This window comes from Cupriavidus sp. U2 (assembly GCF_009663685.2).
Classification (GTDB): domain Bacteria; phylum Pseudomonadota; class Gammaproteobacteria; order Burkholderiales; family Burkholderiaceae; genus Cupriavidus; species Cupriavidus necator_C.
The window spans coordinates 293,781-318,497 of record NZ_RCOG02000027.1 but is presented as its reverse complement, the minus strand read 5'-3'; the positions used below and the strand labels follow the sequence as shown (position 1 = coordinate 318,497).

The following is a 24,717-nucleotide window of genomic DNA, read 5'->3' as shown; positions in this document are numbered from 1 at the left end:
CCAGCCGCTCAGCCGCGCCGGCACATGGCGGCTGCCTTGTGGATGGCCCTGCGGATGCGCGGAAACGTGCCACAGCGGCAGACGATGCCTCGCATCGCCATATCGATCTGCAGGTCTGTCGGCACCGGGCAGCGGGCCAGCAGCGCCGCGGCCGCCACCAGCTGACCGCTCTGGCAGTAGCCGCACTGCACCACATCGAACTCGATCCACGCCGCGCGCAGGGCCTGCGCGACCGGGCCTTGCAGGCCTTCGACCGTGGTGATGCGCGCACCGCGCAGATCCTTCAGCAGCAGCTGGCATGCCGGCGTGGCACGGTTGTCGAGCAATACCGTGCACGCGCCGCATACGCCGATGCCGCACCCGAACTTGGTGCCGGTCAGGCGCTGCTCGCAGCGCAGCGCCCAGAGCAGCGGCGTGTCGGTGGCGGATTTCAGGTCTACGGTCTTGCCGTTGAGACGGACTGACACCATGGGTCGTTGCCCTCCGGTACGGCAGGTGTCGCCTGCAGCGGCAGCCTGCGGTGGCGCTGCCCGGTCAGCGCGAACAAGGCGTTGGCCACGGCGGGCGCGATGGGCGGGGTGGCGGATTCCCCCACGCCTTCTGGCGCTGCGTCGCTGTCCAGCACATAGGTCTCGATGACGGGACAGGTCTCCATGTCGATAATCGGGAAGTCGGGAAAATAGTGCTGTTGCACCTGCCCGTTGCGCAACGTGATGGCCTGTTGCAGCGCGGCCGACAGCCCGAACACGATGCCGCTTTCCATCTGTTGCTCCACCAGGTTCGGATTGATGGCGCGGCCGCAATCCACCACGCACACCACCCGCGTCACGCGGAAATCACGCTCTGCCAGGGCACCCTGTCTCTTGACCTCCGCCACCTCGGCCACCTGGGCTACGACGCTGCCGAACGATTCGTGCATCGCCATGCCGCGTGCGAACGCCACGCCATCGCGGCCCGTCCATTGCGGGGGGCCGCGCCATGCGGCGCGCTCGCGCAGCGTCTCCAGCACGCGTACGTGGCGCCGGTGTGCCGGCTGCGTGAGCAGTGCCAGCCGGAAGGCGATCGGATCCTTGCCCGCCGCCGCCGCCATCTCGTCGAGAAAGCACTCGACGAAGAACGCCTGGTGCGAATGGCCGACGGAGCGCCAGTAGCCGACGGGCACGGGCAGTTCGACGCGATGGTGGTGCACCCGCATGTTGGGGCATGCGTAGGGCTGGTCAAACGCGCCCTCGGCCATGGTGGCATCGGGCAGCAGCCGGGTCAGGAAGCGCGGCTTGCCGAACGCGCGCGGCAGCGCCTGTTCGGCGATCGACTGGCTGGCCGTGACGCTTTCCCACCCCACAAGCCGCCCATCGGCGTCCAGCGTGCCGCGGCAAACCGCCATGCAGGCGGGCCGGTAGAAATCATGCGTCATATCCTGCGGACGCGACCAGATGGTCTGCACCGGGTTGGGCGAAGCGTGCCGTGCGATGGCGGCGGCCTGCACGATGAAGTCGATCTCTAGCCGTCGCCCGAACGCGCCGCCCAGCAGTAGCTGGTGGAGCTGCACGTCATCGACGCTCAGGCCCAGCATGTTTGCCACCGCCTTGCGCGCGGCCATCGGCACCTGTGTGGACACCCACACCTGGGCCTTGCGGCCGTCCACCTGCACCGTGCAGTTGACCGGCTCCAGCGCGCCATGCGCGAGGTAGGGCACCTCGTAGCGCATTTCCAGCACCTTGCCGTGCTTGAGCGCCGCTTCGGCGTCGCCGGTACGATAGAACGTGTGGCCGCCGCTGCCGGATTCCAGCGCACGGGTCAGCGCCGCGCGCACGTCATCGGTGTTCAGACCCGCGGCCGGCCCGTGATCCCATTCGACCGGCAACTCGCACAGCGCGCGCATGGCGAGGAACGGATTCTCGGCGATCGCTGCCACGCCCCCCGTGCCGCCGTGGTACGCATCGACCAGATAGAACCCCTTTACGCCGATCTTGTGCATCACCTTGTTCACGTCGAACTTGCGCACGGTGCCGCCCAGGGTCGGGCACATCAGCACGCTCGCATAGAGCAGGTGGTCGGGCAACGCGTCGATGCCGAAGCGCGCGGTGCCATCGAGCTTGGCCTTTGCCTCGATACGGCCCAGGCGCTGGCCGATCAGCGTGAACGTCTTCGGGTCCTTGAGCGTGAGATGGGCGGGATGTGGCATGTCGCGCGCGTCCGTGGCCAGTTCGCCAAAGCTGGCCGAACGCCCCGATGCCGCGTGGAACACGCGCCCGGAGCGGGCCTGGCACTGTTCCGCGGGCACATCCCAGCGGCGCGCGGCCGCGCCGCACAGCATGGCGCGCGCGGAGGCGCCTGCTTCGCGCATCGGCTGCCACAGGTCCACGATGCTGGTCGATCCGCCGGTCACCATCGACCCCAGCAGGCGCGCGCCGCGCCGGGCCAGGTATTCGCTGATATGGGCCAGCGCGCCGTCGTCGTCGGGACGGAACGGCAGGCTGCGCGGCAGGTTTTCGTGATTGACGTAGAGCGGTGCGATGGCGGACTGCTCCACGCGCACCTGTGACCAGTCGGCATCGAGTTCCTCGGCCAGCAGCATGGCCGCGCCGGTATGCACACCCTGGCCCATTTCGGCCTTGCTCATGACGATGGTCACGTGGTTGTCGGCGCCGATCACGACCCAGCCGTTCAGGCGCGCATCGCCGGTGCTGACGGGCGGCGGCAGGTCGGCGTCGAGACGGTCCTCGGGGCGCAGCAATGTCCATCCCACCACCAGCGCGCCGGCCGCTGCACCGCCGAGTAGAAAGGTTCTGCGCGTCAGCATGACATGGCCCCTGGTCGCCCCTGGTCGCAAACGCAAGCGCGCAAGCCCGATTCTCTTGCTGCTGCGATCACCTATATTAGTCAATGTCGCCCGCCATCGCGAGGCGGCAACGGTACGTCTAGGCCTAAAGGCCAACGCGTACCCGCCAGACATCAATGCGATGGCATACGGATGGAAATCCGATGAAAGCGCGCGCCCCGCGCATGCGGGCACGCCGCCAGCTGTCCGGGGGAGGTGCGCGATGCCCGTCGAAGCGATGCATGCCTGGGTGCTGCGATTGTCGGCGCCGTGGAAACAGGCGCTGCTGCGGCATGGCCTGGACCTGTCCATGGTTCGATCGGCCGACGAGACCGCCGACATCCTCGAACGTCCGCTGCGGATCGACTGGTCGGACCCGCGCGTGGCCGAACTGAGCCGTGCCACGCAGCGTGCCGTGGAGCCGGGGGACCCCGCGCGCAGCCTGCTCTATCACATGCTGGCGCTGGCGGAGTGCCCGACGCTGGATGCGGGAGTCGAGCTGGCCGACCTGGACCTGCTGGAGAACTACATCTATTCCCGCGCGCCGCTGCCCGACGACTGGGCATCGCTCGATATTGCGGTGCTGGCCTGCCAATACCGGCCGGCACGCCGCACCGGGCACCAGCAGCACGCAGACCTGGTCTTCTCGCGGCTCGGCATCGCGCGCAACGGCGACACCGAATCGAGCTACGACCCCCGCACGCGCAGCCACGTGCCGACCGTGGCGGGGCACCCGGAGCACGTACGCGTGCTGCCCGCCCACTACGCGGCGTTCCTGGTGCGCAGGACGCTCGGTGCCAGCGCGCTGAGCCTGGTCGAAGGCGAACGCGAGGGCGACGCAGCGCGCGAATTCCTGGTGCCCGTGCGCAAGCTGTTTGCCAGCGGTTGCGTGCCGGGGCACGACCTGACGCTGGAATTTGGCCACCATCACGTTGGCGACAAGCTGCGCCGCGCCGTGCAGGCGCGCTGGGGCGTGAAGCCGGAGCCCAAAGCCGTGCTGGCCGATCCGCCGTATTCGCAGTCGTGGCGCTTCCCGGATGCCGCGCAGAGCGCCGCGCCGGTGCCGGGCTCCACCGCCCCGCCGATCGCGCTGGTGCGCAAGGGCGATTCCGTCTGGCTGATGCCGGGGGCGTTGCCGTTGATCGAACCGCTGACGCCAGAGCATTTCAGGATTCGGGGCTTCCGCGTGCCGGCGCAATGGCGCGTGGTGCCGGTGGTCAACCGGCGCTTCACCACCCAGCGCATTTTCTCTGACCTGTTCAAGCTGTTCCTGGAGGGCATCAACGCGTTGCGCGAGCGATATATCCCGCATTTCGCCCCGGCGTTCCTGCGCTATCCGGAGCCTCGCAACGCCCCCGAGTACATCAATATCCGACACCGCTGGCAAGACGACGGGGCCACCTATCGCGACATGTGCGCGGAGCCATCGGACCGCGACCAGTTCCTGGCGGAAGTCAAGCAGGGCGGCTATCAAGCCCAGCTGTTCCTGGACCACTGCGCGGAAGGGGCGGTCAGCGTGCGCGTGGCGCAATGGCCGCGCCGCCATGTGTTTCCGGCCTATTCCGTGGTGGCCGCGCCCGATTTTTATCCCTACGCCGACCAGGCGGAGCTGCAGCGGTGGTTCCGCGAGCAGAACATCGACCCGAAGTCGCAATTTCGCAGCGGATCGCCGCTGTCGCTTAGTGCCGAACGTCTGCCCGCCAACCCCATGCACCGGGACCCGTTCAGCGGGGCGCGGGCGTTTGCGCCCGGCGAGACCACCATGCCGGTGTCGTTCAGCCTGGCGCCACGCGGGCAGGCACCGCAGGCAGACGGCATGCATGTGCCGCGCATGGTGTCGTTCCTGTCCGATGCATCGTCCAGCGTGTTCGCGCCGGGCTGGGATGTGACCTACGCCGGCGGATGGGGTGGCATCTATTTGGCCACGTTCGGCCTGGGCAGCCCGTTTGCGGAGGACATCAAGCTGTGCGCGGCGTCGAACAGCTTCTGGCCGGCGCTAAGCCCGGATGCGTCGCGCACGTTCCGTCGTGCCGATGCCCCGACGGCGCTGCCGATGCTCGATGACGAACTCGGCTATCACCCGTCGCATCCGCTGGCGCACGGCAGGGCGACAAGGCCGGGCTGGGACGGCGAGTATGGTCCGTACCTGACCCCAGAGGGCGAGGTGGACTACGCCGACATCCAGCGTTCGGATTACGTGGCCAATGCGTTGCGTGGCCAGATGCTGTTCGGTGCGTTCGAGCATGTCGACTCGGCCGAGCTGATCCGCCGGATCAGTGCGCTGCGCCACGCGGTGGCCGCGTGCGACAACGGGCAGGTGCCGTCGCACACGCGGTTGTGGCTGGTGTCGGCACGAAGGCTGGACGCCGCTCCCGCACTTGCCCACGATGGCGCGGCCGATATCGTCTATCGCTTCGTGTTCGTGCTTCCCGCCGATGCCAGCGCCGTGCCCCGCCAGCATGAACCCGGGCGGCTGCGCGTGCCGTATGCCGAGGCGCTGCAATGCGATGCCACCCCGGCGGGCCTGATCGGCGCGGTGCGGCGCCGCCCGCCGGGCCCGCAAGCACTGGCGCTGTACTGACCAATCATGCGCAATGGTGGCGTGCTGGTGATCGGCGACGGTCCGGCGGGATGCGCGGCAGCCATCGCGGCGGCCCGCGCCGGTTGCCCGGTGACGATGGTGGGCGCCGGCCGTACGCGCGCGGTGCCGGAATGCGCGTCCGTGGGAGCGTTGCGGCTCCTGGATGCGATCTCGCCTGCATTGGCTGCCCGGTCCGACATCTGGCTCGACCATGCAGGGCAGGACACCGTTCCTGCACAGCGAGGCCGTGCCGTCGATCGTGCGCAGCTCGATCGCGGTCTGCGCGAGGCGGCGGAGCGTGCCGGAACCGACTACCAGGTCATGCCCGCGGCCATGTTGCGGCCGCGTGTGGCCGGCCATCGCGTGACGGGTGTGGAGGGCATGTCCGGCCGTGGCCTTGCCGCCGGCGCATACGTCGTGATCGACGCGTCCGGCGTGAACGGCTGGCTGCGCCGCAGCCTGGGCCTGCCGGAAGGGATCGACTCGCGGGCCTGGTGGCTGCAGCGTGGCTTTGGCGTGCTGGTTGCGGGGCAGGCCAGCGCACCGGGTACGCAGTTCGTGATTGGCCCCGGTGGATGGCTGTGGTGGCACGCCACGCCGCAGGGCTGCATCTGGACGGCGCTGCGCGGCACTCGCGACGCCAGCGTGGCATGGCCCCCCGGCATGCGGCCCGTTGGCCGGATCTGGCGCGAGTGCCGCCGTTGGCGGCATCTGCGGCAGGCCGCAGGCGCGGGGTACTTCGTTTGTGGCGATGCCGCCGGCTATCTCGATCCGGCTACCGGCGACGGCCTGCGCTTTGCGCTGGAATCGGGCGCCCGTGCCGGCGCGCTGGCCGCCGATGTGGTGCGCTGGCCGCAGCGGAGCAGCCTGGCGGCCGCGTTGTACGCGGATTGGGTGTTGCAGACCTACCGCGCCAGTCGCGCCGCACTGGGCGACGTGTACGCGCGCGCGCATCTGGCTGTGCGGTGACCGCCCGGTGCCCCGGGTGTCTTGTCCGTCGCGCGGGGCTTCGGTCCCATTGCCCGCCACTGTCCCATGCACTACAAAACCAGAACCCGCAACGCGGGTGCCGGGTGCCGACGGGGTCGGCACGGACAACGATCCAACGACATGGCAACAAGGGGGCACCAGATGAATCCGAACAAGGCGCTGTGGGAAAAGGGCGACTTCACGCGGCTGGCGGCGACCATGCGCGAGAGTGGCGACGAACTGGTGGCACGGCTGGGCGTCACGCCCGGCATGAAGGTGCTGGACCTGGCTTGCGGGGACGGCACCACCGCAGTGCCTGAAGCGAAGCGCGGGGCCGACGTCCTGGGCGTCGATATCGCCAGCAACCTGGTGGCCGCCGGCAACCGGCGCGCGCAGGAAGCGGGGCTCGGGAACCTGCGCTTCCAGGAGGGCGATGCCTGCGCGCTGACGGACCTGCCGGATCACACCTTCGACCTGGTCGTCAGCATGTTCGGCGCCATGTTCGCGCCCAAGCCAGCGGAGGTGGCCAGCGAGATGGTGCGCGTGGCCAAGCCCGGCGGGCGCATCGTGATGGGCAACTGGATTCCGAACGATCCCACGCTGGTCGCGCAGGTGCTGAAGATCAGCATGGCCTATTCGCCGCCGCCGCCGGAAGGCTTTATCAGCCCCATGCTGTGGGGCCACGAGATCATCGTGACCGAGCGATTCGGCGCCGCAGGCGTGCCGCCGGAGAACATCGGCTTTGACCGGGACACGTATGTCTTCCGGTACGCCGGCAAGCCATCTGACTTCCTGGCGACATTCCGCGATTTCTACGGCCCGACCATGAACGCGTTTGCCGCCGCAGAGGCAAACGGCAAGCGCGACGATCTGCAGCGCGAACTCGACGCGCTGTTCAACGCGCAAAACCGGAGTGGCAGGCCCGACGTCACCGAGATTCCGGCGACCTACCTGCGCGTGACGGTCATGACGCCGCCGTGATCGTGCCCCCGCACGCGACCCCCGCCAGGTGGCGGCCGATGCACGCGCGCGAAAATACCGCGCATGAATGTCGGCCGCAAGCCTCGTTAATGACAGTTGCAAAACGGAACACTTTGTCAGGTGCCTCGACGCTACAGTGGGCGTTCCCAAGTCTGTAGGCTTTTTCTGGAGGTACACGAATGAAGCAACATCTGGCGAAATCCCTGCTGATGGCTGGCGCACTGATCGCGTCGTACCCACTGCTCGCGCAGCAGTTGGCCCCAGCCCAGCAGGCCCAGCCGATGCCCGCCACCCAGGTCGCGCCTGGCGCGCCTGTTGCCCCTGCCGCGTCCACGGGCTACGCGGCGCCGGCCGCACCGGCCGCACCCGTTGGCGTCGCGCAGCAGCCCGCCGCCAATCCCTACGCCCAGGGTTCGATGGAAACCGTGCAGATGGGCGTGCCGCCGGCGCCCGGTGCCGCGACCATGGCACCTGCGCCGGGCGCCGCGACCATGGCACCAGCGCCGGTCGCCGCCGACCCCGCCAGCATGAGCCTGCCGCCGGACGCCCTCGGCAGTCGCCTGGGCCGTCGTAACGTCTACCTCGACGGCGCCTGACCTGATCGACGCTGGTGCCACCGGCGTGGCACCGCGCACCTGTGCATGCGCCGCACAAATGCTGTGCGGCGCATGGCGTTGAACAGGCCACCCGTGCAAACCTAGACTGGCGCCTCGATTCATTGAGGAGCCTGTCATGACCCTGACCCTGTTGCGTTGCTTCCGCCTGGCCACCGTGAGCCTGTCGCTTGCGGCATCTGCCGGCGGCGCCGTCCACGCGGCGACAGACAACGCCCACCCGGGCATCCGTGCGATGCTGGGTGCCAAGCCTGTGGAGCATCTCGATCCGCGCAGCACGGCGCTGGTCGTCATCGACTTCCAGAAGGAGTACTTCTCCGGCCGGATGCCGATTCCCGATGGCCAGCGCGCCATGGACAACGCGCAGCGCCTGCTTGCGTTTGCCGATCGCCACCGTATTCCCGTCTTCCAGATCCAGCACATCGCGCCGGCCGGCGCCGCGGTCTTTGCCGTGGATGGCCAGACGGTGGACTTCCAGCCCGGCATGGCGCCGCGCCAGCAGGACGTCGTGCTGCGCAAGGAAACCGTGAGCGTGTTTGCCAGCACGGACCTGGAGCGCCGCCTCAAGGCAATGGGCATCAAAACCATCGTGCTGGCGGGCCTGATGACCCATGCCTGCGTGGCAGGCGCCGCGCGCGACGCGGTGCCGCTCGGGTTTCACGTTGTGGTAGCATCCGACGCCTCGGCCACGCGCGCCATCACGCGCGCCGATGGCCGTACGATCGGCAAGGACGCGCTGCATGATGCCGCGCTTGCGGAGATCGAAGACACCTTCGGCGATGTGATGACCACTGCAGCCATCACGCATCTGCCGCTGCGCTGACACTATCCTGGAACGCCCCGCGGGGCGTTTCTGCTTTTGGGGGACGGCATTTTCATGGACCAGCTGCTTGCCATGCGTGTCTTTCGCGCCATCGTCGAGGCCAGGGGATTCTCGGCGGCGGCGGAGCGGCTCGACCTGTCCCACTCCACCGTGTCGCGGCAGCTCAAGCAACTGGAAGCCAGCATGGGCGTGCAGCTGCTGAACCGCAACACGCGGCGCTTCGCGTTGACGGACGCCGGCGAACGCTACCACCGCCACTGCGCCGATATCCTGGCCCGCATCGACGCCATGAACGTGGCGATGACGGGTGAAGGCGCGCAACTGTCCGGGCCGCTGCGCGTGACGGTGCCGCTGGCCATCGGCACGCTCGAGCTGCAGGACTGGCTGCCTGCGTTTCGGGCGCGCTATCCGGAGATCCGGCTGGAACTGTCGTGCAGTGACCAGTTCGTCGACCTGGTGGCCGAGCGTTTCGACGTGGCGCTGCGCATCTGCAGCGCACCGCTGGCCGACAGCAGTCTGATGGCCAGGCGTCTGGCCAGGTCCGATACGGTCCTGGTGGCGTCACCCGCCTACCTGGCCACAGCGGGCCTGCCGGTGAACGCCAGCGATCTGCCCGGCCACCAGTTGCTGGCATTCGCCGCGGCGCCCGATACCTGGCAACTGACCGATGCCAACGGCCAGACCGAACGGGTGGCCGTGCGGGGCGCGCTGGCCGCCGATGCGATCACCGCGCTGTACGCGGCGGCCGGCGCCGGCATCGCGGCCTTCACCGAGCGCACGGCGCGCAGCGAACTGGCGCGTGGCGGTCTGGTGCGTGTGCTGCCGCAGTATCACGCGGGCGCCAGCCACTACTACGCGCTCTATCCGCAGACCCGGCACCTGACGCCGCGTGCACGGGCCTTCATCGATTTCATGGCGGAGCACTACGGCGCGTAGTGATGCGCGCGACGCATGGCGGCACGGCGACCCGCGTCGATGCGCGGTGCATCGCTCCGGTGCATGCGTCTGTGCGATGCGAGGGCGGCCGTGAAAAATCCGCCCGGTGCGCCTGAAGCGCCTAAAGTAGTGAAAGTCCCGGCGCCGGAAGCGGCGTGGGCACGGTCTTTGCGCGATACGGCCAGAGTTGGCCCACACTCATCATGCAAGAGCTTGCCTTTCGCACCCTGCTGTATCGGTACTTCTTTTTCGACTGGATGTTCGCGGACGCCAGCCGGGGCGACCTGATCGCGCGCACGGCGGCCTGGCGCTTCAACCAGGCCCGCGCGCACTGGCTGCTGACCTATATGCGGCGGTGGCTTTGGTGTGGCGTGCTGCTGTACGGGCTGGGCGGCGCCGTCGAAGTGCTGATGCGCGCGCCGGTGCTGTCGGCGTGCTTCTATGTGCCGGGCGCGCTCAGCGTCCCGGTCAATATCGTGATTGGCGTGATATGGCTCGGGCTCAAGGCGTGTCCGGGGCCGGTGCGCACGCCGTCACGCTGACTGTTTCAGGCTTGCAACGGCGTGGGCGGGAATCATCCGCGAAAAGGATGGCCGCTGCCCGCCAGCCTGCATGGTGCGGCCAGTGGCTCGCTCCTTGCATCGATGCGAAGTTGCTCACACTCCCCGGCGTGTCGCCTGCAAGGTGTACGCGTCCACGATCCGGTTTTGTCAGGACGGTGCGTTGTGCGCACCTGTCGGGTCACGCTCCGAAGCCATGAGCCGCCGTCAGCGCGCTGACGACGCTGTCCCATCCTGTCGGAGATTTGCCATGACCCGATACATCGTGCTCGCCAGCTTTACAGACCAGGGCATACGCACTGTCAAGGACACCACCAAACGCGCCGCAGCCGTGCGCGAAATGGCGCCGCAGTTCGGCGTGAAGGTGACCGACGTGTTCTGGACGCTCGGAAAATATGACGTGATCCTGACGCTGGAAGCGCAGGACGACGCCTCCGTGACGGCCTTTGGTCTGTCGATCGGCTCGCAGGGGAATGTTCACACGCAGACACTGCGCGCCTTCACCGAAGACGAGATGAAGGCCATCCTCGGCAAGATGCGCTGAACGGCGCCTGCCACAGCCGCCGCGCGTCGCACCCGCGAACGGATCGACGCGCGCGGCGGCCGCCCCCGGCGCAGACCCCCTGCGGCCATCCGGATGACGCGACCTGCCTGGACCTCGACGGACTTACGCACAGGCTAGGCGTTTACCCCCGCATCGCCAGGCGCACCGTGTAAGAACCGGGTAAGGGGCACGCATTACCTTGTCACCACGCCGTGCAGAAGCAACCCGCGCGGCAAACGCAAATATATGTGGCAAGCACGTGCAGCAGCGATGCGCAGGAGACAAGCATGCAAGAGGATGTGATCGAGAAACTGAAGGCCAGCCGGCAGTATCAGGAACTGGTGCGTCGGCGCGGCCGGCTTGGCTGGCTGCTGACGGCCGTGATGCTGGTGGTGTACTACGGCTACGTGCTGCTGATTGCCTTCGACAAGGAACTGCTGGCAACGCGCGTGGGACAGGGCGTCATGACCTGGGGCATGCCGATCGGGCTGTTCGTGATTCTCTTTACCGTTGTGATTACCGGCCTGTACGTGCGCCATGCCAACCGCGTCTATGACGACCTGACCGATCGCATCAAGCAGGAGGTGGCATGATGACCCGTCACGCATTTGGCGCCGCCGCGCTCGGCGCGGCACTGCTGCTGTCCGCCAACGCCTTCGCCGCCGGCGGCGACCTGGGCCAGGCCGTGAAGCAGGCCACCAACTGGACGGCCATCGGCATGTTCGTGGTGTTTGTCATCGGCACGCTGTTCATTACGAAGTGGGCGGCTAAGAAAACCAAGTCCGCAGCCACGTTCTACACGGGCGGCGGCATCACGGGCTTCCAGAATGGCCTGGCGATTGCCGGCGACTTCATGTCGGCCGCGTCGTTCCTGGGCATTTCCGCAGCGGTCTACACCAACGGCTATGACGGACTGATCTATTCGATCGGCTTCCTGGTCGGCTGGCCCATCATCACCTTCCTGCTGGCCGAACGGCTGCGCAATCTCGGCCGCTTCACCTTTGCCGATGTGGCGGCCTACCGCTTCAAGCAGGCGCCCATCCGTGCCTTCGCGGCGTCGGGCACGCTGGTGGTGGTGGCGTTCTACCTGATCGCGCAGATGGTGGGCGCGGGGCAGCTGATCAAGCTGCTGTTCGGTCTGGAATACTGGGTGGCGGTGGTCATCGTGGGCGCGCTGATGATGATTTACGTGCTGTTCGGCGGGATGACCGCCACCACGTGGGTGCAGATCATCAAGGCCTGCCTGCTGCTGGGCGGCGCGTCGTTCATGGCCTTCATGGTGCTGGCGCAGTATCACTTCAGCCCCGAGCAGCTGTTTGCCAAGGCCGTGGAAGTGCATGCGAAGAAGGACTCGATCATGAGCCCCGGCAACTTCATCAAGGACCCGATCTCGGCCATCTCGTTCGGCATCGCGCTGATGTTCGGTACCGCCGGGCTGCCGCACATCCTGATGCGCTTCTTCACCGTGCCGAACGCCAAGGAAGCCCGCAAGTCGGTGTTCTGGGCCACCACCTGGATCGGCTACTTCTACATCCTGACGTTCATCATCGGCTTTGGCGCGATCGTGCTGGTCGGCACCAACGCCACCTTCCAGGACGGTAGCGGCAAGCTGCTGGGTGGCGTGAACATGGCTGCCGTTCACCTGGCCAGCGCCGTGGGCGGCAATGTGTTCCTGGGCTTTATCTCGGCGGTGGCGTTCGCCACGATCCTGGCCGTGGTGGCCGGCCTGACGCTGGCCGGTGCATCGGCGGTGTCGCATGACCTGTACCAGACGGTGTTCAGGCACGGCAAGGCCACCAGTGCCGAGGAACTGCGTGTGTCGAAGCTCACGACCATCGTGCTGGGCTTCATCGCCGTGGTGCTGGGTATCGTGTTCGAGAAGCAGAACATCGCGTTCATGGTGTCGCTGGCGTTCGCGGTGGCGGCATCGGCCAACTTCCCGGTGCTCTTCCTGTCGGTGCTGTGGAAGGGTTGCACCACGCGGGGCGCGATGGTTGGCGGCTTCCTGGGGCTGGTGTCGGCGGTGGTGCTGACCGTGCTGTCCCAGGCGGTCTGGGTCGATGTGTTCCACTTCAAGAACGCGCCGTTCCCCTACACGTCGCCGGCGCTGTTCTCCATGACGATCGGTTTCGTCGGCATCTGGCTGTTCTCGGTGACCGACAAGTCACGGCGCGCCCTGCTGGACAAGGCTGGCTTCGAGGCGCAGGAACTGCGCTCCGAGACGGGCATCGGCGCGGGCGAAGCGACCGCGCACTAAGATCCTCGCCACCCCGGAATAGAAGAGCAAGAGCGGCCCCTCGCAAGGGGCCGTTTGTCTTTTCCTGCGTCCTGCGTCCTGCGGCGGACGGCAGGCCGCTCAGGCGCGGGCGATGACCTCGATCCGCAGGGCTTCGCCGCCGCTGGCGACGGCCAGCAGGCGGTCCACGTTCGGGTGTGCGCCCGGCCGGTTGCGTGCATCGGCGGTATGTTCGGCAAAGACGGCCAGGCCATGCTCGGCGGCCTGGGCATCGAGCTTGCCGAAGACCTGCTGCAGGTAGTGGTACACGGCCAGCGAGCCTTGCTTGCCCTGTACGTTCTCGATGCTGGCCACCACGGTGCCCGCGGTGTCGACCAGGTCGATGCGGGCGATGCCGTCGATGGCGGGCAATTGGGCGAGGTTGTCGTTGAATACCGGGCTTGGCTGGATCATGAAAGGGTTCCGTTCGGTCTGGAATGCAAAAACGGACGGTGCCGAGGGGCGACCGTCCGTTCCTGTTTGTGCGTTGGTAGGCTCGATTGGACTCGAACCAACGACCCCCACCATGTCAAGGTGGTGCTCTAACCAGCTGAGCTACGAGCCTAGCGAAGGCGCGAATTCTATAGACGACTTTGGCAAAGCGCAAGCATTTCTTTTGCAAAACCTTTGCTGGGGGGCGGCGCGCCACATGCCGACCGTCAGCCAGCATCCCGGGAAGCATGCGCCATGCCGGCGGACAGGTGTGTTGGGGGACAGGGAAGATTGCAGCCTGTCATGGGCATCGTTTAGGGTTACGGCCAGGGCGCCCGCCTCGATAACATCCCAGTGCCCGCACGAGGAGAGAACATGACCCCCTGGCTCACCCGCGCCGCCGCAGCCATCGGCTGCACGCTGGCCCTGATCGGCGCCGCACCCGCGCACGCCGAGGACGCCGCCAAGCTGACCATCACCGCTGGCGACCAGCAGAAGATCCTGACCCGCGATGCGCTGCTGAAAGACCGGCGCCTGGCCAGCGTCACTGTCGATGACGACAACTACAAGCGCCGCATGACCTTCAAGGCCATCCCGATGGCGGCGCTGCTGGCAGGCCTGCCGGCAACGCCGGACGGCAGCGCCACCACGGCCGCCACCGATGGCTATGTCTCGCATTTGCCGGTGGGCCTGCTGCTGGCCGACCGCCCCGACGGCCCGCGTGCGTGGCTGGCGGTGGAAAACCCGGCAAAGCCGTGGCCGAAGCTGAAAGGGCAGGACATCGGCCCGTTCCGGCTGATCTGGACCGTGCCGAAGTCCGCCAGGCAGCCCGAGGCGCCGGTGCGGATCACCGAAAGCCTGTGGACCTGGGCGATTGCACGCATTGATCTGGGCGGCACCGCCGCCGAGCGTTTTGCGGCGATCCGCCCGGCCGAAGGCGAGCCCGCCGACGGCCCGGTCATGCGCGGCTTTGCGGCGTTCCAGCGCGTCTGCTTCTCGTGCCATTCGATGAACCGCGCCGGCGACGCCAACCTGGGGCCGGACCTGAACGTGCCCTACAACCCGGTGGAATACCTGGGCGACGACAAGCTGTCGAAGCTGATCCGCGACCCGCAGGCGCTGCGCTGGTGGCCGGGCTCGAAGATGTCGTCGATCGACCAGAAAACCCTGTCCGACGCCGAGCTCAAGGATCTGCTGGCCTACCTGCACCACATGGCGGGTCGCAAGGCGGACGCCCCGCCGCCCAAGCCCTGAAGCGCGGCGGCGCGGCGGCGCGTTGCACGGCGGGGGGCGTCAGACGTCGATCGCGGCGGCAGACTGCAGCTGGCGCCGGAGTTCGAACTTCTGGATCTTGCCCGTCGATGTCTTGGGCAGCGGGCCGAAGTACACGGCCTTGGGCACCTTGAAGCCGGCCAGCAGCGTGCGGCAGTGGGCGATGATTTCCTCGGCGGTGGCGCTCGCGCCGTCCTTGAGTTCGACGAACGCGCACGGGGTTTCGCCCCACCTGGCGTCGGGCTGGGCCACCACGGCGGCGGCCATGACGGCCGGGTGGCGGTAGATCGCGTCCTCGACCTCGACGCTGGAGATGTTCTCGCCGCCTGAGATGATGATGTCCTTGCTGCGGTCCTTGATCTTGATATAGCCGTCGGGCATGCACACGCCCAGGTCGCCCGTATGGAACCAGCCGCCGGCAAACGCCTCGCGCGTGGCGCGGTCGTTTTTCAGGTAGCCCTTCATGCAGATATTGCCGCGGAACATGATTTCGCCGATGGTTTCGCCGTCGCGCGGCACCGGCTGCATGGTGTCGGGGTCCAGTACGGCCACGCCTGCCTGCAGGTGGTAGCGCACGCCCTGGCGAGCCTTCAGGACGGCGCGTTCTTCCATCGACACGTCGCGCCAGTCGTCCTGCTCCGCACAGGCCGCGGCCGGGCCGTACACCTCGGTCAGGCCATAGACGTGCGACAGTTCGAAACCCATCTGTTCCATCTGCGCCAGCACGGCAGCCGGGGGCGGGGCGCCCGCCACCATGCCCCGCACCGGCCCGCGCAGGCCTTCGCGCCACGTGGCCGGGGCACTGACCAGCGCGGTGTGGACGATGGGCGCGGCGCAGTAGTGGGTCACGCCTTCGTCGCGCATCAGATCGAACACCAGCTTCGGATCGAACTTGCGCAGGCAGACGTTTACGCCGGCGCGGGCGGCCACGGTCCACGCAAAGCACCAGCCATTGCAGTGGAACAGCGGCAGCGTCCACAAGTAGACCGGATGCTTCGCCATGTCCCATTCCAGGATGTTGGACACCGCGTTCATGGCCGCGCCGCGGTGGTGGTAGACCACGCCCTTGGGGTCGCCCGTGGTGCCGGACGTGTAGTTCAGCGCGATGGCATCCCATTCGTCGGCCGGCATCCGCCAGTTGTAGTCGGGGTCGCCGCCGGCCAGGAAGCTCTCGTAGTCGATGTCGCCAAACGGCCCATCGGGCTCGGGGCCGAGTACGTCATGGACCGCGATGACCTTGAGCCCCTGCACCTCGCGCGCAAGCTGGCGCGCCACATCGGCAAATTCGGTATCGGCCAGCAGCACGCGCGCCTCGCCGTGGCGCAGCATGAAGACCAGATTGGCGGCATCCAGGCGGATGTTCAGCGCGTTGAGCACGGCGCCGGACATCGGCACGCCGAAATGCGCCTCGATCATGGCCGGCGTGTTGGGCAGCAACGCGGCGACCGTGTCGCCCTTGCCGACGCCGGCGCGCGCGAGGGCACTGGCCAGCCGGCGGCAGCGCGCATAGGTATCGCGCCAGTTCTGCCGCAGCGGACCATGCACGATGGCCGGCCGCTGGCCGTAGACTTCCGCCGCGCGGGCGATGAAGTCGAGCGGGGTCAGCGGCACGAAATTGGCGGCGTTGCGGGCCAGCCCGGTATCGAAGTCGGTCGGCATGATGCGTGTCTCCTGTCTGGATCCTGTTGGATTCGTGTTGTGCGGTCGGGGGCCACGCTATCATTCTCGCGCGGGCCGACTCTGTCATGCAGGCGACAGATCTGCCCCAACCGCGACATTGATGCATCTTGTGCCCCGTTGGCGTAAGTTTCGCGTCAGATTCCATTGCGTAACCGTTGCCGCAGGCTCATGAACGTCCACGAATTGCTTGAACAACACGACTGGTATCGCGCGCTGGCGCCGGACCACCAGGCGCTGGCGGCGTCGGGCACCGTGGTGCGGACGTTCGCGCCCGACAGCTATATCGCGCGGCGCGGCGAATTTTCGCGCCACTGGATCGGCGTGGATGCGGGCCTGATCAAGCTGGCGGTCTACACGCCGGACGGGCGCGGCTGCACCTTCTGTGGCGTGCCGGCCGGTGGCTGGTGCGGGGAGGGCAGCGTCATCAAGCGCGAAGACCGGCGCTACGATGTGATCGCCATCCGCGAATCGCGCGTGCTGCTGGTGCCGGAGACGGTCTTCAACACGCTGCTGGCGGACAGCCTGCCCTTTGCGGGCTACGTGGTGCGCCAGCTCAACGAGCGCATGGGCCAGTTCATCGCCATGGTGCAGAACGACCGCCTGCTGGGCGCCGATGCCCGCGTGGCGCAGGCCATCGCCCAGCTGTTCCACCGGGCGCTCTATCCGAAGACGACGGCGGTGCTGGAGTTGTCGCAGGAGGAAATCGGCCTGCTCACCGGGCTGTCGCGCCAGCGCGTGAACCAGGCGCTGCGGCGGCTGGAAGCCGAAGGCATGGTCGGATTGTCGTACCAGACCATCCGGGTCACGGACCTGGAGGCGCTGCGGCGTTTCGGGATATCGGAACTGTAAGGCGGCCAGCGTGCCGAATGCGGGGCGATTGCCGGCGCCGCATGGCCGCTTGTCTAAGGTGCGCGGTGTACGGGGCGCGGCGAACGCTGGCACAATTCGGACCGATTCCCAATTCCGTGCCCCTGTCCCCATGCAACAACCACTGGCCAACCTCGCGGCCATTTCGCTCGATCTCGACGATACCTTGTGGCCCTTCACGCCCGCCGTCATCCGGGCCGAGCAGACCCTGCACGACTGGCTGCTGGCGCAGGCGCCGCGCACATCGGGCCTGCTGACGTCGCCGCAGGTGCTGGGCGAGCTACGCGTGCGGTTCCAGGCCCAGCGCCCCGACCTGTCGCACAGCCTGCGCGAACTGCGGCTGGGATCGATCCGCATGCTCCTGGAACTGTCGGACGAAGACCCGCAACTGGCCGAGGCGGCCTATGACGTATTCTTTGCCGCGCGCCAGCGCGTGGATTTCTTCGACGATGCATTCCCGGCGCTGGAATGGCTGAGCGCCCGCTTTCCGCTGGTGGCCGTGTCCAACGGCAACGCCAGCCTGCAGGTGACGGGCGGCCACCACTTCTTCCATGCGGCGTTGAATCCGGAGACCGCGGGGTGCGCCAAGCCCGATGCCGCGATCTTCCATGCGGCGGCCGAACTGGCCGGGTGCCGGCCCGAACGGATGCTGCACGTCGGCGACGATGCGGATCTGGATGTGGTGGGTGCGATCGCGGCTGGTTTTCAGGCCGCATGGGTGGTGCGCTCGGACGATGCCGCTGCGGCGCGCTGGGCCCGCAGCAGCCCGGCGCCGCATGTGATCGTGCGCGATCTCTATGCGCTGTGCCGGGCCATCGACCCGACCTGCCCGGTGGCGCGCGCGATGCCGGCGGCCCTGGCGATTTGATTCAGTCCTCGGTTTTTTCCTGCGGCACGGCCTTGCCGAGCAGCTTGCCGAGCAGGCCGTTCTTGCCGGTGCCCTGCTGGCGCTGCGACTTCGGGAGCCCACCTGCCCGGTTGGCGCCGGCCTGCTTCAGATTGTTGTTGATCTTCAGGCCCTTGTTTTTTTCCAGGTCGGTTTTCTTCACGGACAGCTTTCCAATTGGTTAAGCCGCGCATTGTACGCATGTGCGGCGGGGCGGCGCGACATCGGGCCAGATCGTCGGCGCAATCCGGGATTAATCCTCGCCTCGGCCTTCGCTCTTCCCGTCGCCCTTGATGGCCTGCTTGGTCGCCTGATAGCCGCGTTTCGTGGTGTCGGCCACCGCGTGGCCGGCGTCCCGTGCGCCATGGCCGATGGTGATGCCGGCTTCCTTGGCGCCGTGGCCGATCGTGCGGGCCACATCGGCCACCGCGTGGCCGGTTTTCTTGCCGGCTTCCTTGACGCCTTCCTTGAAGGCGTGTGCATCGGAAGACACACTGGCGTGCGCCAGGGAGCTCATGGCGCCCATGGCGGCCAGCGACATCGTGACGATCGTCGTGCGGAGCTTCATGTTTCGTTCGGGTCCGTAGCGGGTTTCACGTGGCCGTATTTTACTCGCGCCCGCGCCGGGCCGCCCGGGCGCGGGCAGCCGGGCTAGCGCGGTGCGGGCCCCGCTTCCGTGATCGCGCTGTAGACCAGCGTGCGCAGCTGGCGGCGCACCGGGTAGGCCGACGACGGCAGCAGCTGGGTCAGGAACAGGCCGATCAGGTCTTCTTTCGGATCGACCCAGAAGAACGTGCTGGCGGCGCCGCCCCAGAACATGTCGCCGGCGCTGCCCGGAATCAGCGTGCTGGCCGGCACGATGGTGGTGGCGAAGCCCAGGCCGAAGCCCACGCCTTCGTAGGTGGCTTCACTGAACATCGAGCGCGACAGGCGCGGCAGGTCCACCCCGCCGGGCAGGTGGTTGGCCGTCATCAGCGCCAGCGTCTTGGGGCCGAGCAGGCGTACGCCGTCGAGTTCGCCGCCGTTCAGCAGCATGCGGGCAAAGCGCATGTAGTCGGCGGCCGTCGATACCAGGCCGCCGCCTCCCGACAGGAAGCCGGGCGGCTGCAGGTAGGGGCTGGTCTGCGGATCGTCCTGCAGCATCGGGCCGCGCGGCGAGATCACCTTGGAACCGAGCGCACCGACCGCGTAGCACGCGCAGAACCGGGCGGCTTTGTGCGCGGGTACGTGGAAGCCGGTATCGACCATGCCCAGCGGATCGAAAATCCGCTGTTTCAGGAAGGTGTCGAACGGCATGCCGCTGATCTTGCCGACCAGGTAGCCCAGCACGTCGGTGGCCACCGAGTAGTTCCAGGCCTCGCCGGGCGAGAATTCCAGCGGCAGTGTGGCCAGCTTCTCGATCATGTCGTCGAGCGTGCCGTCGGTGGCCAGTTCGCCGATTTTCAGCTTGCGGTAGGCCGCGTCGACGTTGCTGTTCTGCTGGAAGCCGTAGGTCAGGCCGGAGGTATGGCGCAGCAGGTCCACCACCAGCATCGGCCGCGCGGGCGGGCGGGTCTGGAAGCTCTCCATGAAGCCGCCCGCGAACACGCCCAGTTTTTCCCAGGCCGGGATGTACTTGCTGACCGGGTCGTCGAGGGCGATCCTGCATTCCTCCACCAGCATCATGATGGCCACCGACGTGATCGGCTTGGTCATGGAATAGATGCGGAAAATGGAGTCCTCGGCCAGCGGCACCTGCCGCTCGCGGTCGGCCTGGCCCAGCACCGCGTTCAAGGCCAGTTCGCCGCGCCGCCAGACCTGCACCAGCGCGCCCGGCAGCTTGCCGGTGGCGACGTAGGTCTCGTCGATAAAGCGTCCGATCCGGTCCAGCCGATCCCGCGACATCCCCTGCGTCTGCTGCATCTGCGCGCCTCCCTGTCAGATTTGAAGTCGGGGCGCGGGCCGCCGTCAGGCGGAGGGCTTGCGCGCTCCCCACGGCAGCATTCCGCGCCAGGGCCATCCCAGCGTCATGCCCGCAGCGGCCAGCAGGATCAACGCCGCCCCGCCGATTTGCGACAGGAGCAGATGATGTCCGAAGGCCAGCCGGTCCACCAGAATGGCCACGATAGGATAAATGAACGACAGGGCGCCTGTCAGGTGCGTGGGCAGCTTCTGGATCGCGCCATACAGCAGGATGTACATCAGCCCGGTATGGACAAAGCCCATGGTCGCCAGCGTGGCCCAGGGCAGGGCGCCGGCCGGCAGGTCGGCACGCAGCGCCATCGGCAGCAGCATGACGGTGCCCACCAGCACGTGAATCAGCGCGATCAGGTGCGGCGGCACGCCCTTGAGCTGCTTGGCGATCAGCGCCGCCAGCGCGTAGAAGAACGCCGCGCCCAGTGCCAGCCCGATGCCCAGCAGGTAGTTGCCATGCGCCGCGCCAGCGCCGGGCTTGCCCTGCACGATCAGCAGCATGCCGCCGAACGCCAGCAGCAGCCACGCCACCTTGGCCACGGTCAGGCGTTCGCCCAGGAACAGCGCGCCCAGCGCCACCAGCATGAACGGCTGGGTGTTGTACACCGCCGTGGCAATCGAGATCGATGCGCCTTCGTAGGCCGAAAACAGAAGCAGCCAGTTGGCGACGATGGCCACGCCGCCGGCCACCGCCAGCAGCGCCTGGCGCAGCGAGATGCCGCCCGGCCGCAGGTAACCGCGCGCCAGGCAGACCGGCACCAGCACCACCGCGCCGAAGGCGCACCGCCAGAACACCACCTGGGTGACCGGCCGCCCCGATACCACCACCAGCCAGCCGATGGTGCCCGAGATCACCATCGCCGCCACCATTTCCAGCATGCCCCGCGTTCTGTCGTCCACGGCTATCTCCTGTCCCTGTGCGTGCATCGTTGCAAAATGAGGGTTGCAGTTTAAGGCCTCTGGCCTACAATCCACAGTCGAAAATGCAGGCCGTTTCCGCTTTCTTTTTTATTTTGTAAGGCGTTCTCAGGAAAATACCTTATGTCGCTTGACGATATCGACCGCCGCATCCTGGTCCTGCTGCAGCAGGACGCCCGCATGCCGGTAAAAGCGCTGGCCGAGCAGGTGGGCCTGTCGTCCCCCGGCGCGTCGGAACGGCTGCGCCGGCTGGAGGACCGTGGCGTGATCCGCGGCTTCACGGTCGATGTGGAACCGCGCACGCTCGGCTTTCCGATGCAGGCCATCGTCCGCATCAGGCCGCTGCCCGGCAAGCTGCAGGCGGTGCAGAAGCTGATCGAAGCCATCCCCGAATTCGCCGAATGCGACAAGGTGACCGGCGACGACTGTTTTATCGGCCGGCTGTATTTGCGATCTATCGAGCACCTCGACCATATCCTGGAGCAGATCACCGAGATGGCCGAGACCAGTTCGGCCATCGTCAAGTCGCAGCCGGTCAAGCGAAGACTCCCGCCGCTGTAGCCCCAGACCGGTACACAACCCGGGCAGGGGCTGTGGGATAATCCCCAGCTTTGCCCGGCGCCCGGCTCACAAGGCCGCCCGCACGGGTTTGTCCTGGCCCTGTCGATCCGCTGTGGGCCGCTGCGTTTGCGTTATTTACAAGCACCCACAATGCCCACATACCGTTCCAAGACCTCCACCGCCGGCCGCAACATGGCAGGTGCGCGCTCGCTGTGGCGCGCCACCGGCATGAAAGACGAAGACTTCCAGAAGCCGATCATCGCGGTGGTCAATTCGTTCACCCAGTTCGTGCCGGGCCACGTCCACCTGAAGGATCTGGGCCAGCTTGTCGCGCGCGAGATCGAAGCTGCCGGCGGCGTGGCCAAGGAATTCAACACCATCGCCGTGGACGACGGCATCGCCATGGGCCACGACGGCATGCTGTATTCGCTGCCCAGCCGCGACATCATCGCGGATTCGGTGGAATACATGGTCAATGCCCACTGCGCCGACGCCATGGTGTGCATCTCGAACTGCGACAAGATCACCCCGGGCATGCTGATGGCCGCCATGCGCCTGAACATCCCCGTGATCTTCGTGTCGGGCGGCCCGATGGAAGCCGGCAAGACGCGCCTGGCCAACCCGGTGACCAAGACCATCGAACTGAAGAAGCTCGACCTGGTGGACGCCATGGTGATGGCCGCCGACCCGTCGTACTCGGACGAGGATGTGGCGCAGGTCGAGCGTTCGGCCTGCCCCACGTGCGGCTCGTGCTCGGGCATGTTCACGGCCAACTCGATGAACTGCCTGACCGAGGCGCTGGGCCTGTCGCTGCCGGGCAACGGCACCGTGGTGGCCACGCACGCCGACCGCGAACAGCTGTTCAAGCGCGCCGGCCAGCGCATCGTCGATCTGGCCCGCATGTACTACGAGCAGAACGACGAGCGCGTGCTGCCGCGTTCGGTGGGCTTCAAGGCGTTCGAGAACGCCATGACGCTGGACATCGCCATGGGCGGGTCCACCAACACCATCCTGCACCTGCTGGCGATTGCCCGTGAAGCCGAGATCGACTTCACGATGGCCGACATCGACCGCATGTCGCGCTCGGTGCCGCAGCTCTGCAAGGTGGCGCCGAACACCAACAAGTACCACATCGAGGACGTGCATCGCGCCGGCGGCATCATGGCCATCCTGGGCGAGCTGGACCGCGCCGGCAAGCTGCACACCGACGTGCCGACCGTGCATACGCCCACGCTCAAGGACGCGCTGGACCAGTGGGACATCGTCCGCACGCAGGACGAAGCCGTGCGCACGTTCTACATGGCCGGCCCGGCAGGCATCCCCACGCAGGTGGCGTTCAGCCAGAACACGCGCTGGCCGAGCCTGGACCTGGACCGCGCCGAGGGCTGCATCCGCTCGTACGAACACGCGTTCTCGAAGGAAGGCGGCCTGGCCGTGCTGACCGGCAATATCGCGCTGGACGGCTGCGTGGTGAAGACCGCCGGCGTGGACGAAAGCATCCTGGTGTTCGAGGGCACCGCCCACGTGACCGAGTCGCAGGACGAGGCGGTCGAGAACATCCTGAACGACAAGGTCAAGGCCGGCGACGTGGTGATCGTGCGCTACGAAGGCCCGAAGGGCGGCCCGGGCATGCAGGAAATGCTGTACCCGACCAGCTACATCAAGTCCAAGGGCCTGGGCAAGGCGTGCGCGTTGCTGACGGACGGCCGCTTCTCGGGCGGCACGTCGGGCCTGTCGATCGGCCACTGCTCGCCCGAGGCGGCGGCCGGCGGCGCCATCGGCCTGGTGCGCGATGGCGACAAGATCCGCATCGACATTCCCAACCGCACGATCAACGTGGTGGTGTCGGACGAGGAACTGGCCACCCGCCGTGCCGAGCAGGACGCCCGTGGCTGGAAGCCGGCCAAGGCGCGTCCGCGCAAGGTGTCGGCCGCGCTCAAGGCCTATGCCAAGCTGGTGATGTCGGCCGACAAGGGCGCCGTGCGCGACCTGTCGCTGCTCGACGACTGATCTGCCGGGCCCGCGTGGCCCGCTCGATCGCGCAACGCCGCACGCCCCGCCAGTCGGGACGCGCGGCGTTTTTGCATCGGGCCCCGTTTCAGCCGGCAGGGCTCTGATGCGCCAACGTGTGGAACGCGCTGCTGGCGCGGGCCGGCACGCCCCCCCGGTAGTGTCCGGTCATGAAGACGCCGGGCGCGCCGCCCGACGGAAAGGCCAGCGCCCCGGGCCAGCGTCACGCGTACCGCGCGCCTCCATCGGCATCGACGACCACGCCGCTCAGGTACGACGCGCGCGCCGACGCCAGATACACCACCAGGTCGGCCATCTCGTCGGCACGGGCGGCGCGGCCGAAGGGCAGGTGCTCCAGCATTTCCTGCCAGCGCGATTCGTCGTTGAACTTCTGTTTGGCACGGGCCTTGTAGAGCGTGACCAGCCGGTCGGTCTCGGTGGGCCCGGGATTGACACCCACCACGCGCACGCCGCGCGACGTGGCATGGGCGCCCACGGCGCGCGTGAAGGTCGATAGCGCGGCGTTGCCCGCGGCGCCACAAAGATAGTCGTATCGGGGCATCTCGGCGGCGATGCCAATCACATTGACGATCACGCCGGCACCGCGCGCCATCATGCGCGGCAGGGCCATCCGCGACAGGTCGATATAGCCGAACACCTTCAGGTCCCACGCCTGGCGCCATTGCTGTTCGCTCATGGCCGTCAGGCCGCCGCCCGGAATCGCGCCGGCGTTGTTGACAAGGATGTCGATGAGGTCGAACGCCGGCGCGAGCCGTTCGCGGACATCGGCTTGCGACAGGTCGCCCACAAAGGTCTCGACGTCGATGCCGTGCTGGTCTTTCAGCGTGCGTTGCGCACGACCGACGGATTCGGCCGTGGTGCCCGCAATGGTGACGCCGGCCCCTTCGGCCGCGAAGGTCCGGGCGCAGGCCAGGCCGATGCCGCGCGTGCCGCCCGTGATGAACACTGACTTGCCTTGCAGATGCAGATCCATGAATGCGTGCTCCGTGGAGTGCCGGCGGACGCGCCGGCTG

The 24,717-nt window shown here is 67.5% G+C and carries 24 protein-coding genes and 1 tRNA gene; 15 read left to right on the top strand and 10 right to left on the bottom strand.

All coding sequences use genetic code 11. The annotated features are described in order from the left end of the window. Positions 1 to 8 precede the first annotated feature (8 nt). Positions 9 to 470, bottom strand: a complete 462-nt coding sequence (locus tag D9X30_RS21010; protein WP_153945936.1) for a (2Fe-2S)-binding protein — start codon at positions 468 to 470, stop codon at positions 9 to 11. After that, positions 437 to 2,803: a xanthine dehydrogenase family protein molybdopterin-binding subunit gene (locus D9X30_RS21005; RefSeq protein WP_153945937.1), complete on the bottom strand. Its 2,367-nt coding sequence runs from the start codon at positions 2,801 to 2,803 to the stop codon at positions 437 to 439. The genes D9X30_RS21010 and D9X30_RS21005 overlap by 34 nt, the downstream gene beginning before the upstream one ends. A 241-nt stretch (positions 2,804 to 3,044) precedes the next feature. Between D9X30_RS21005 and D9X30_RS21000 the strand changes: the two genes are divergently transcribed. The 10 genes from D9X30_RS21000 to D9X30_RS20955 all read left to right on the top strand — a co-directional run bounded on the left by D9X30_RS21000 (position 3,045) and on the right by D9X30_RS20955 (position 13,086). Further along, positions 3,045 to 5,402 (top strand): hypothetical protein, encoded by a 2,358-nt coding sequence (locus tag D9X30_RS21000; RefSeq protein ID WP_153945938.1) that lies wholly within the window; start codon positions 3,045 to 3,047, stop codon positions 5,400 to 5,402. Between the two features lie 6 nt (positions 5,403 to 5,408). Next, the gene (locus D9X30_RS20995) at positions 5,409 to 6,371 is read left to right on the top strand and encodes an NAD(P)/FAD-dependent oxidoreductase (protein WP_153945939.1); all 963 of its coding nucleotides are present in this window, start codon (positions 5,409 to 5,411) and stop codon (positions 6,369 to 6,371) included. Between the two features lie 162 nt (positions 6,372 to 6,533). Beyond that, positions 6,534 to 7,352 (top strand): class I SAM-dependent methyltransferase, encoded by an 819-nt coding sequence (locus D9X30_RS20990; RefSeq protein WP_153945940.1) that lies wholly within the window; start codon positions 6,534 to 6,536, stop codon positions 7,350 to 7,352. Positions 7,353 to 7,531: 179 nt separating this feature from the next. Further along, positions 7,532 to 7,948 carry a hypothetical protein gene (locus D9X30_RS20985; protein WP_153945941.1) on the top strand — a complete coding sequence of 139 codons (417 nt, stop codon included), beginning with the start codon at positions 7,532 to 7,534 and terminating at the stop codon, positions 7,946 to 7,948. Between the two features lie 136 nt (positions 7,949 to 8,084). Further along, the gene (locus tag D9X30_RS20980) at positions 8,085 to 8,789 is read left to right on the top strand and encodes a cysteine hydrolase family protein (RefSeq protein WP_153945942.1); all 705 of its coding nucleotides are present in this window, start codon (positions 8,085 to 8,087) and stop codon (positions 8,787 to 8,789) included. Positions 8,790 to 8,843: 54 nt separating this feature from the next. Further along, a complete protein-coding gene (locus D9X30_RS20975; protein ID WP_153945943.1) occupies positions 8,844 to 9,725 on the top strand; it encodes a LysR family transcriptional regulator in 882 nt (293 codons plus the stop codon). 203 nt (positions 9,726 to 9,928) lie between these two features. Then, positions 9,929 to 10,267: a hypothetical protein gene (locus D9X30_RS20970; protein WP_153945944.1), complete on the top strand. Its 339-nt coding sequence runs from the start codon at positions 9,929 to 9,931 to the stop codon at positions 10,265 to 10,267. Positions 10,268 to 10,535: 268 nt separating this feature from the next. Continuing rightward, entirely contained in the window at positions 10,536 to 10,829 is a 294-nt protein-coding gene (locus tag D9X30_RS20965) for a GYD domain-containing protein (RefSeq protein WP_153945945.1), read from the top strand. Positions 10,830 to 11,116: 287 nt separating this feature from the next. Next, complete coding sequence (locus tag D9X30_RS20960) at positions 11,117 to 11,422, top strand: DUF485 domain-containing protein (RefSeq protein ID WP_153945946.1); 306 nt, start codon at positions 11,117 to 11,119, stop codon at positions 11,420 to 11,422. Next, positions 11,419 to 13,086: a cation acetate symporter gene (locus D9X30_RS20955; RefSeq protein ID WP_153945947.1), complete on the top strand. Its 1,668-nt coding sequence runs from the start codon at positions 11,419 to 11,421 to the stop codon at positions 13,084 to 13,086. Before D9X30_RS20960 ends, D9X30_RS20955 begins: the two co-directional genes overlap by 4 nt. Positions 13,087 to 13,185: 99 nt before the next feature. Here the strand turns inward: D9X30_RS20955 and D9X30_RS20950 are convergent, their stop codons facing one another. Both D9X30_RS20950 and D9X30_RS20945 read right to left on the bottom strand, forming a co-directional pair. After that, positions 13,186 to 13,518 (bottom strand): DUF2322 family protein, encoded by a 333-nt coding sequence (locus tag D9X30_RS20950; protein WP_153945948.1) that lies wholly within the window; start codon positions 13,516 to 13,518, stop codon positions 13,186 to 13,188. 74 nt (positions 13,519 to 13,592) lie between these two features. Then, positions 13,593 to 13,669, bottom strand: a tRNA-Val gene (locus D9X30_RS20945). A gap of 242 nt (positions 13,670 to 13,911) precedes the next feature. Here D9X30_RS20945 and D9X30_RS20940 point away from each other — a divergent pair. Further along, entirely contained in the window at positions 13,912 to 14,790 is an 879-nt protein-coding gene (locus tag D9X30_RS20940) for a c-type cytochrome (RefSeq protein ID WP_153945949.1), read from the top strand. 39 nt (positions 14,791 to 14,829) lie between these two features. Here the strand turns inward: D9X30_RS20940 and D9X30_RS20935 are convergent, their stop codons facing one another. Beyond that, positions 14,830 to 16,467 (bottom strand): acyl-CoA synthetase, encoded by a 1,638-nt coding sequence (locus D9X30_RS20935; protein WP_153945950.1) that lies wholly within the window; start codon positions 16,465 to 16,467, stop codon positions 14,830 to 14,832. Positions 16,468 to 16,656: 189 nt separating this feature from the next. On the opposite strand from D9X30_RS20935, the gene D9X30_RS20930 reads away from it, so the two are divergent. Then, positions 16,657 to 17,337 (top strand): Crp/Fnr family transcriptional regulator, encoded by a 681-nt coding sequence (locus D9X30_RS20930; RefSeq protein WP_153945951.1) that lies wholly within the window; start codon positions 16,657 to 16,659, stop codon positions 17,335 to 17,337. Positions 17,338 to 17,467: 130 nt separating this feature from the next. Then, complete coding sequence (locus D9X30_RS20925) at positions 17,468 to 18,223, top strand: HAD family hydrolase (RefSeq protein ID WP_153945952.1); 756 nt, start codon at positions 17,468 to 17,470, stop codon at positions 18,221 to 18,223. A gap of 1 nt (position 18,224) precedes the next feature. Here the strand turns inward: D9X30_RS20925 and D9X30_RS20920 are convergent, their stop codons facing one another. The 4 genes from D9X30_RS20920 to D9X30_RS20905 all read right to left on the bottom strand — a co-directional run bounded on the left by D9X30_RS20920 (position 18,225) and on the right by D9X30_RS20905 (position 21,094). Beyond that, a complete protein-coding gene (locus tag D9X30_RS20920) occupies positions 18,225 to 18,404 on the bottom strand; it encodes a hypothetical protein (protein WP_249641031.1) in 180 nt (59 codons plus the stop codon). Between the two features lie 90 nt (positions 18,405 to 18,494). Continuing rightward, positions 18,495 to 18,809, bottom strand: coding sequence for a hypothetical protein (locus D9X30_RS20915; RefSeq protein WP_153945954.1), 315 nt, complete (start codon positions 18,807 to 18,809; stop codon positions 18,495 to 18,497). 83 nt (positions 18,810 to 18,892) lie between these two features. Beyond that, complete coding sequence (locus D9X30_RS20910) at positions 18,893 to 20,143, bottom strand: serine hydrolase domain-containing protein (RefSeq protein WP_153945955.1); 1,251 nt, start codon at positions 20,141 to 20,143, stop codon at positions 18,893 to 18,895. Positions 20,144 to 20,188: 45 nt separating this feature from the next. Then, positions 20,189 to 21,094, bottom strand: coding sequence for a DMT family transporter (locus D9X30_RS20905; protein WP_249641030.1), 906 nt, complete (start codon positions 21,092 to 21,094; stop codon positions 20,189 to 20,191). Between the two features lie 141 nt (positions 21,095 to 21,235). Between D9X30_RS20905 and D9X30_RS20900 the strand changes: the two genes are divergently transcribed. Both D9X30_RS20900 and ilvD read left to right on the top strand, forming a co-directional pair. After that, positions 21,236 to 21,673, top strand: coding sequence for an Lrp/AsnC family transcriptional regulator (locus D9X30_RS20900; RefSeq protein WP_153945956.1), 438 nt, complete (start codon positions 21,236 to 21,238; stop codon positions 21,671 to 21,673). Positions 21,674 to 21,823: 150 nt separating this feature from the next. Continuing rightward, the gene (gene ilvD, locus D9X30_RS20895) at positions 21,824 to 23,683 is read left to right on the top strand and encodes a dihydroxy-acid dehydratase (RefSeq protein WP_153945957.1); all 1,860 of its coding nucleotides are present in this window, start codon (positions 21,824 to 21,826) and stop codon (positions 23,681 to 23,683) included. Positions 23,684 to 23,906: 223 nt separating this feature from the next. Here the strand turns inward: ilvD and D9X30_RS20890 are convergent, their stop codons facing one another. Then, entirely contained in the window at positions 23,907 to 24,677 is a 771-nt protein-coding gene (locus tag D9X30_RS20890; RefSeq protein WP_153945958.1) for a short-chain dehydrogenase/reductase, read from the bottom strand. Between the last annotated feature and the right edge of the window lie 40 nt (positions 24,678 to 24,717).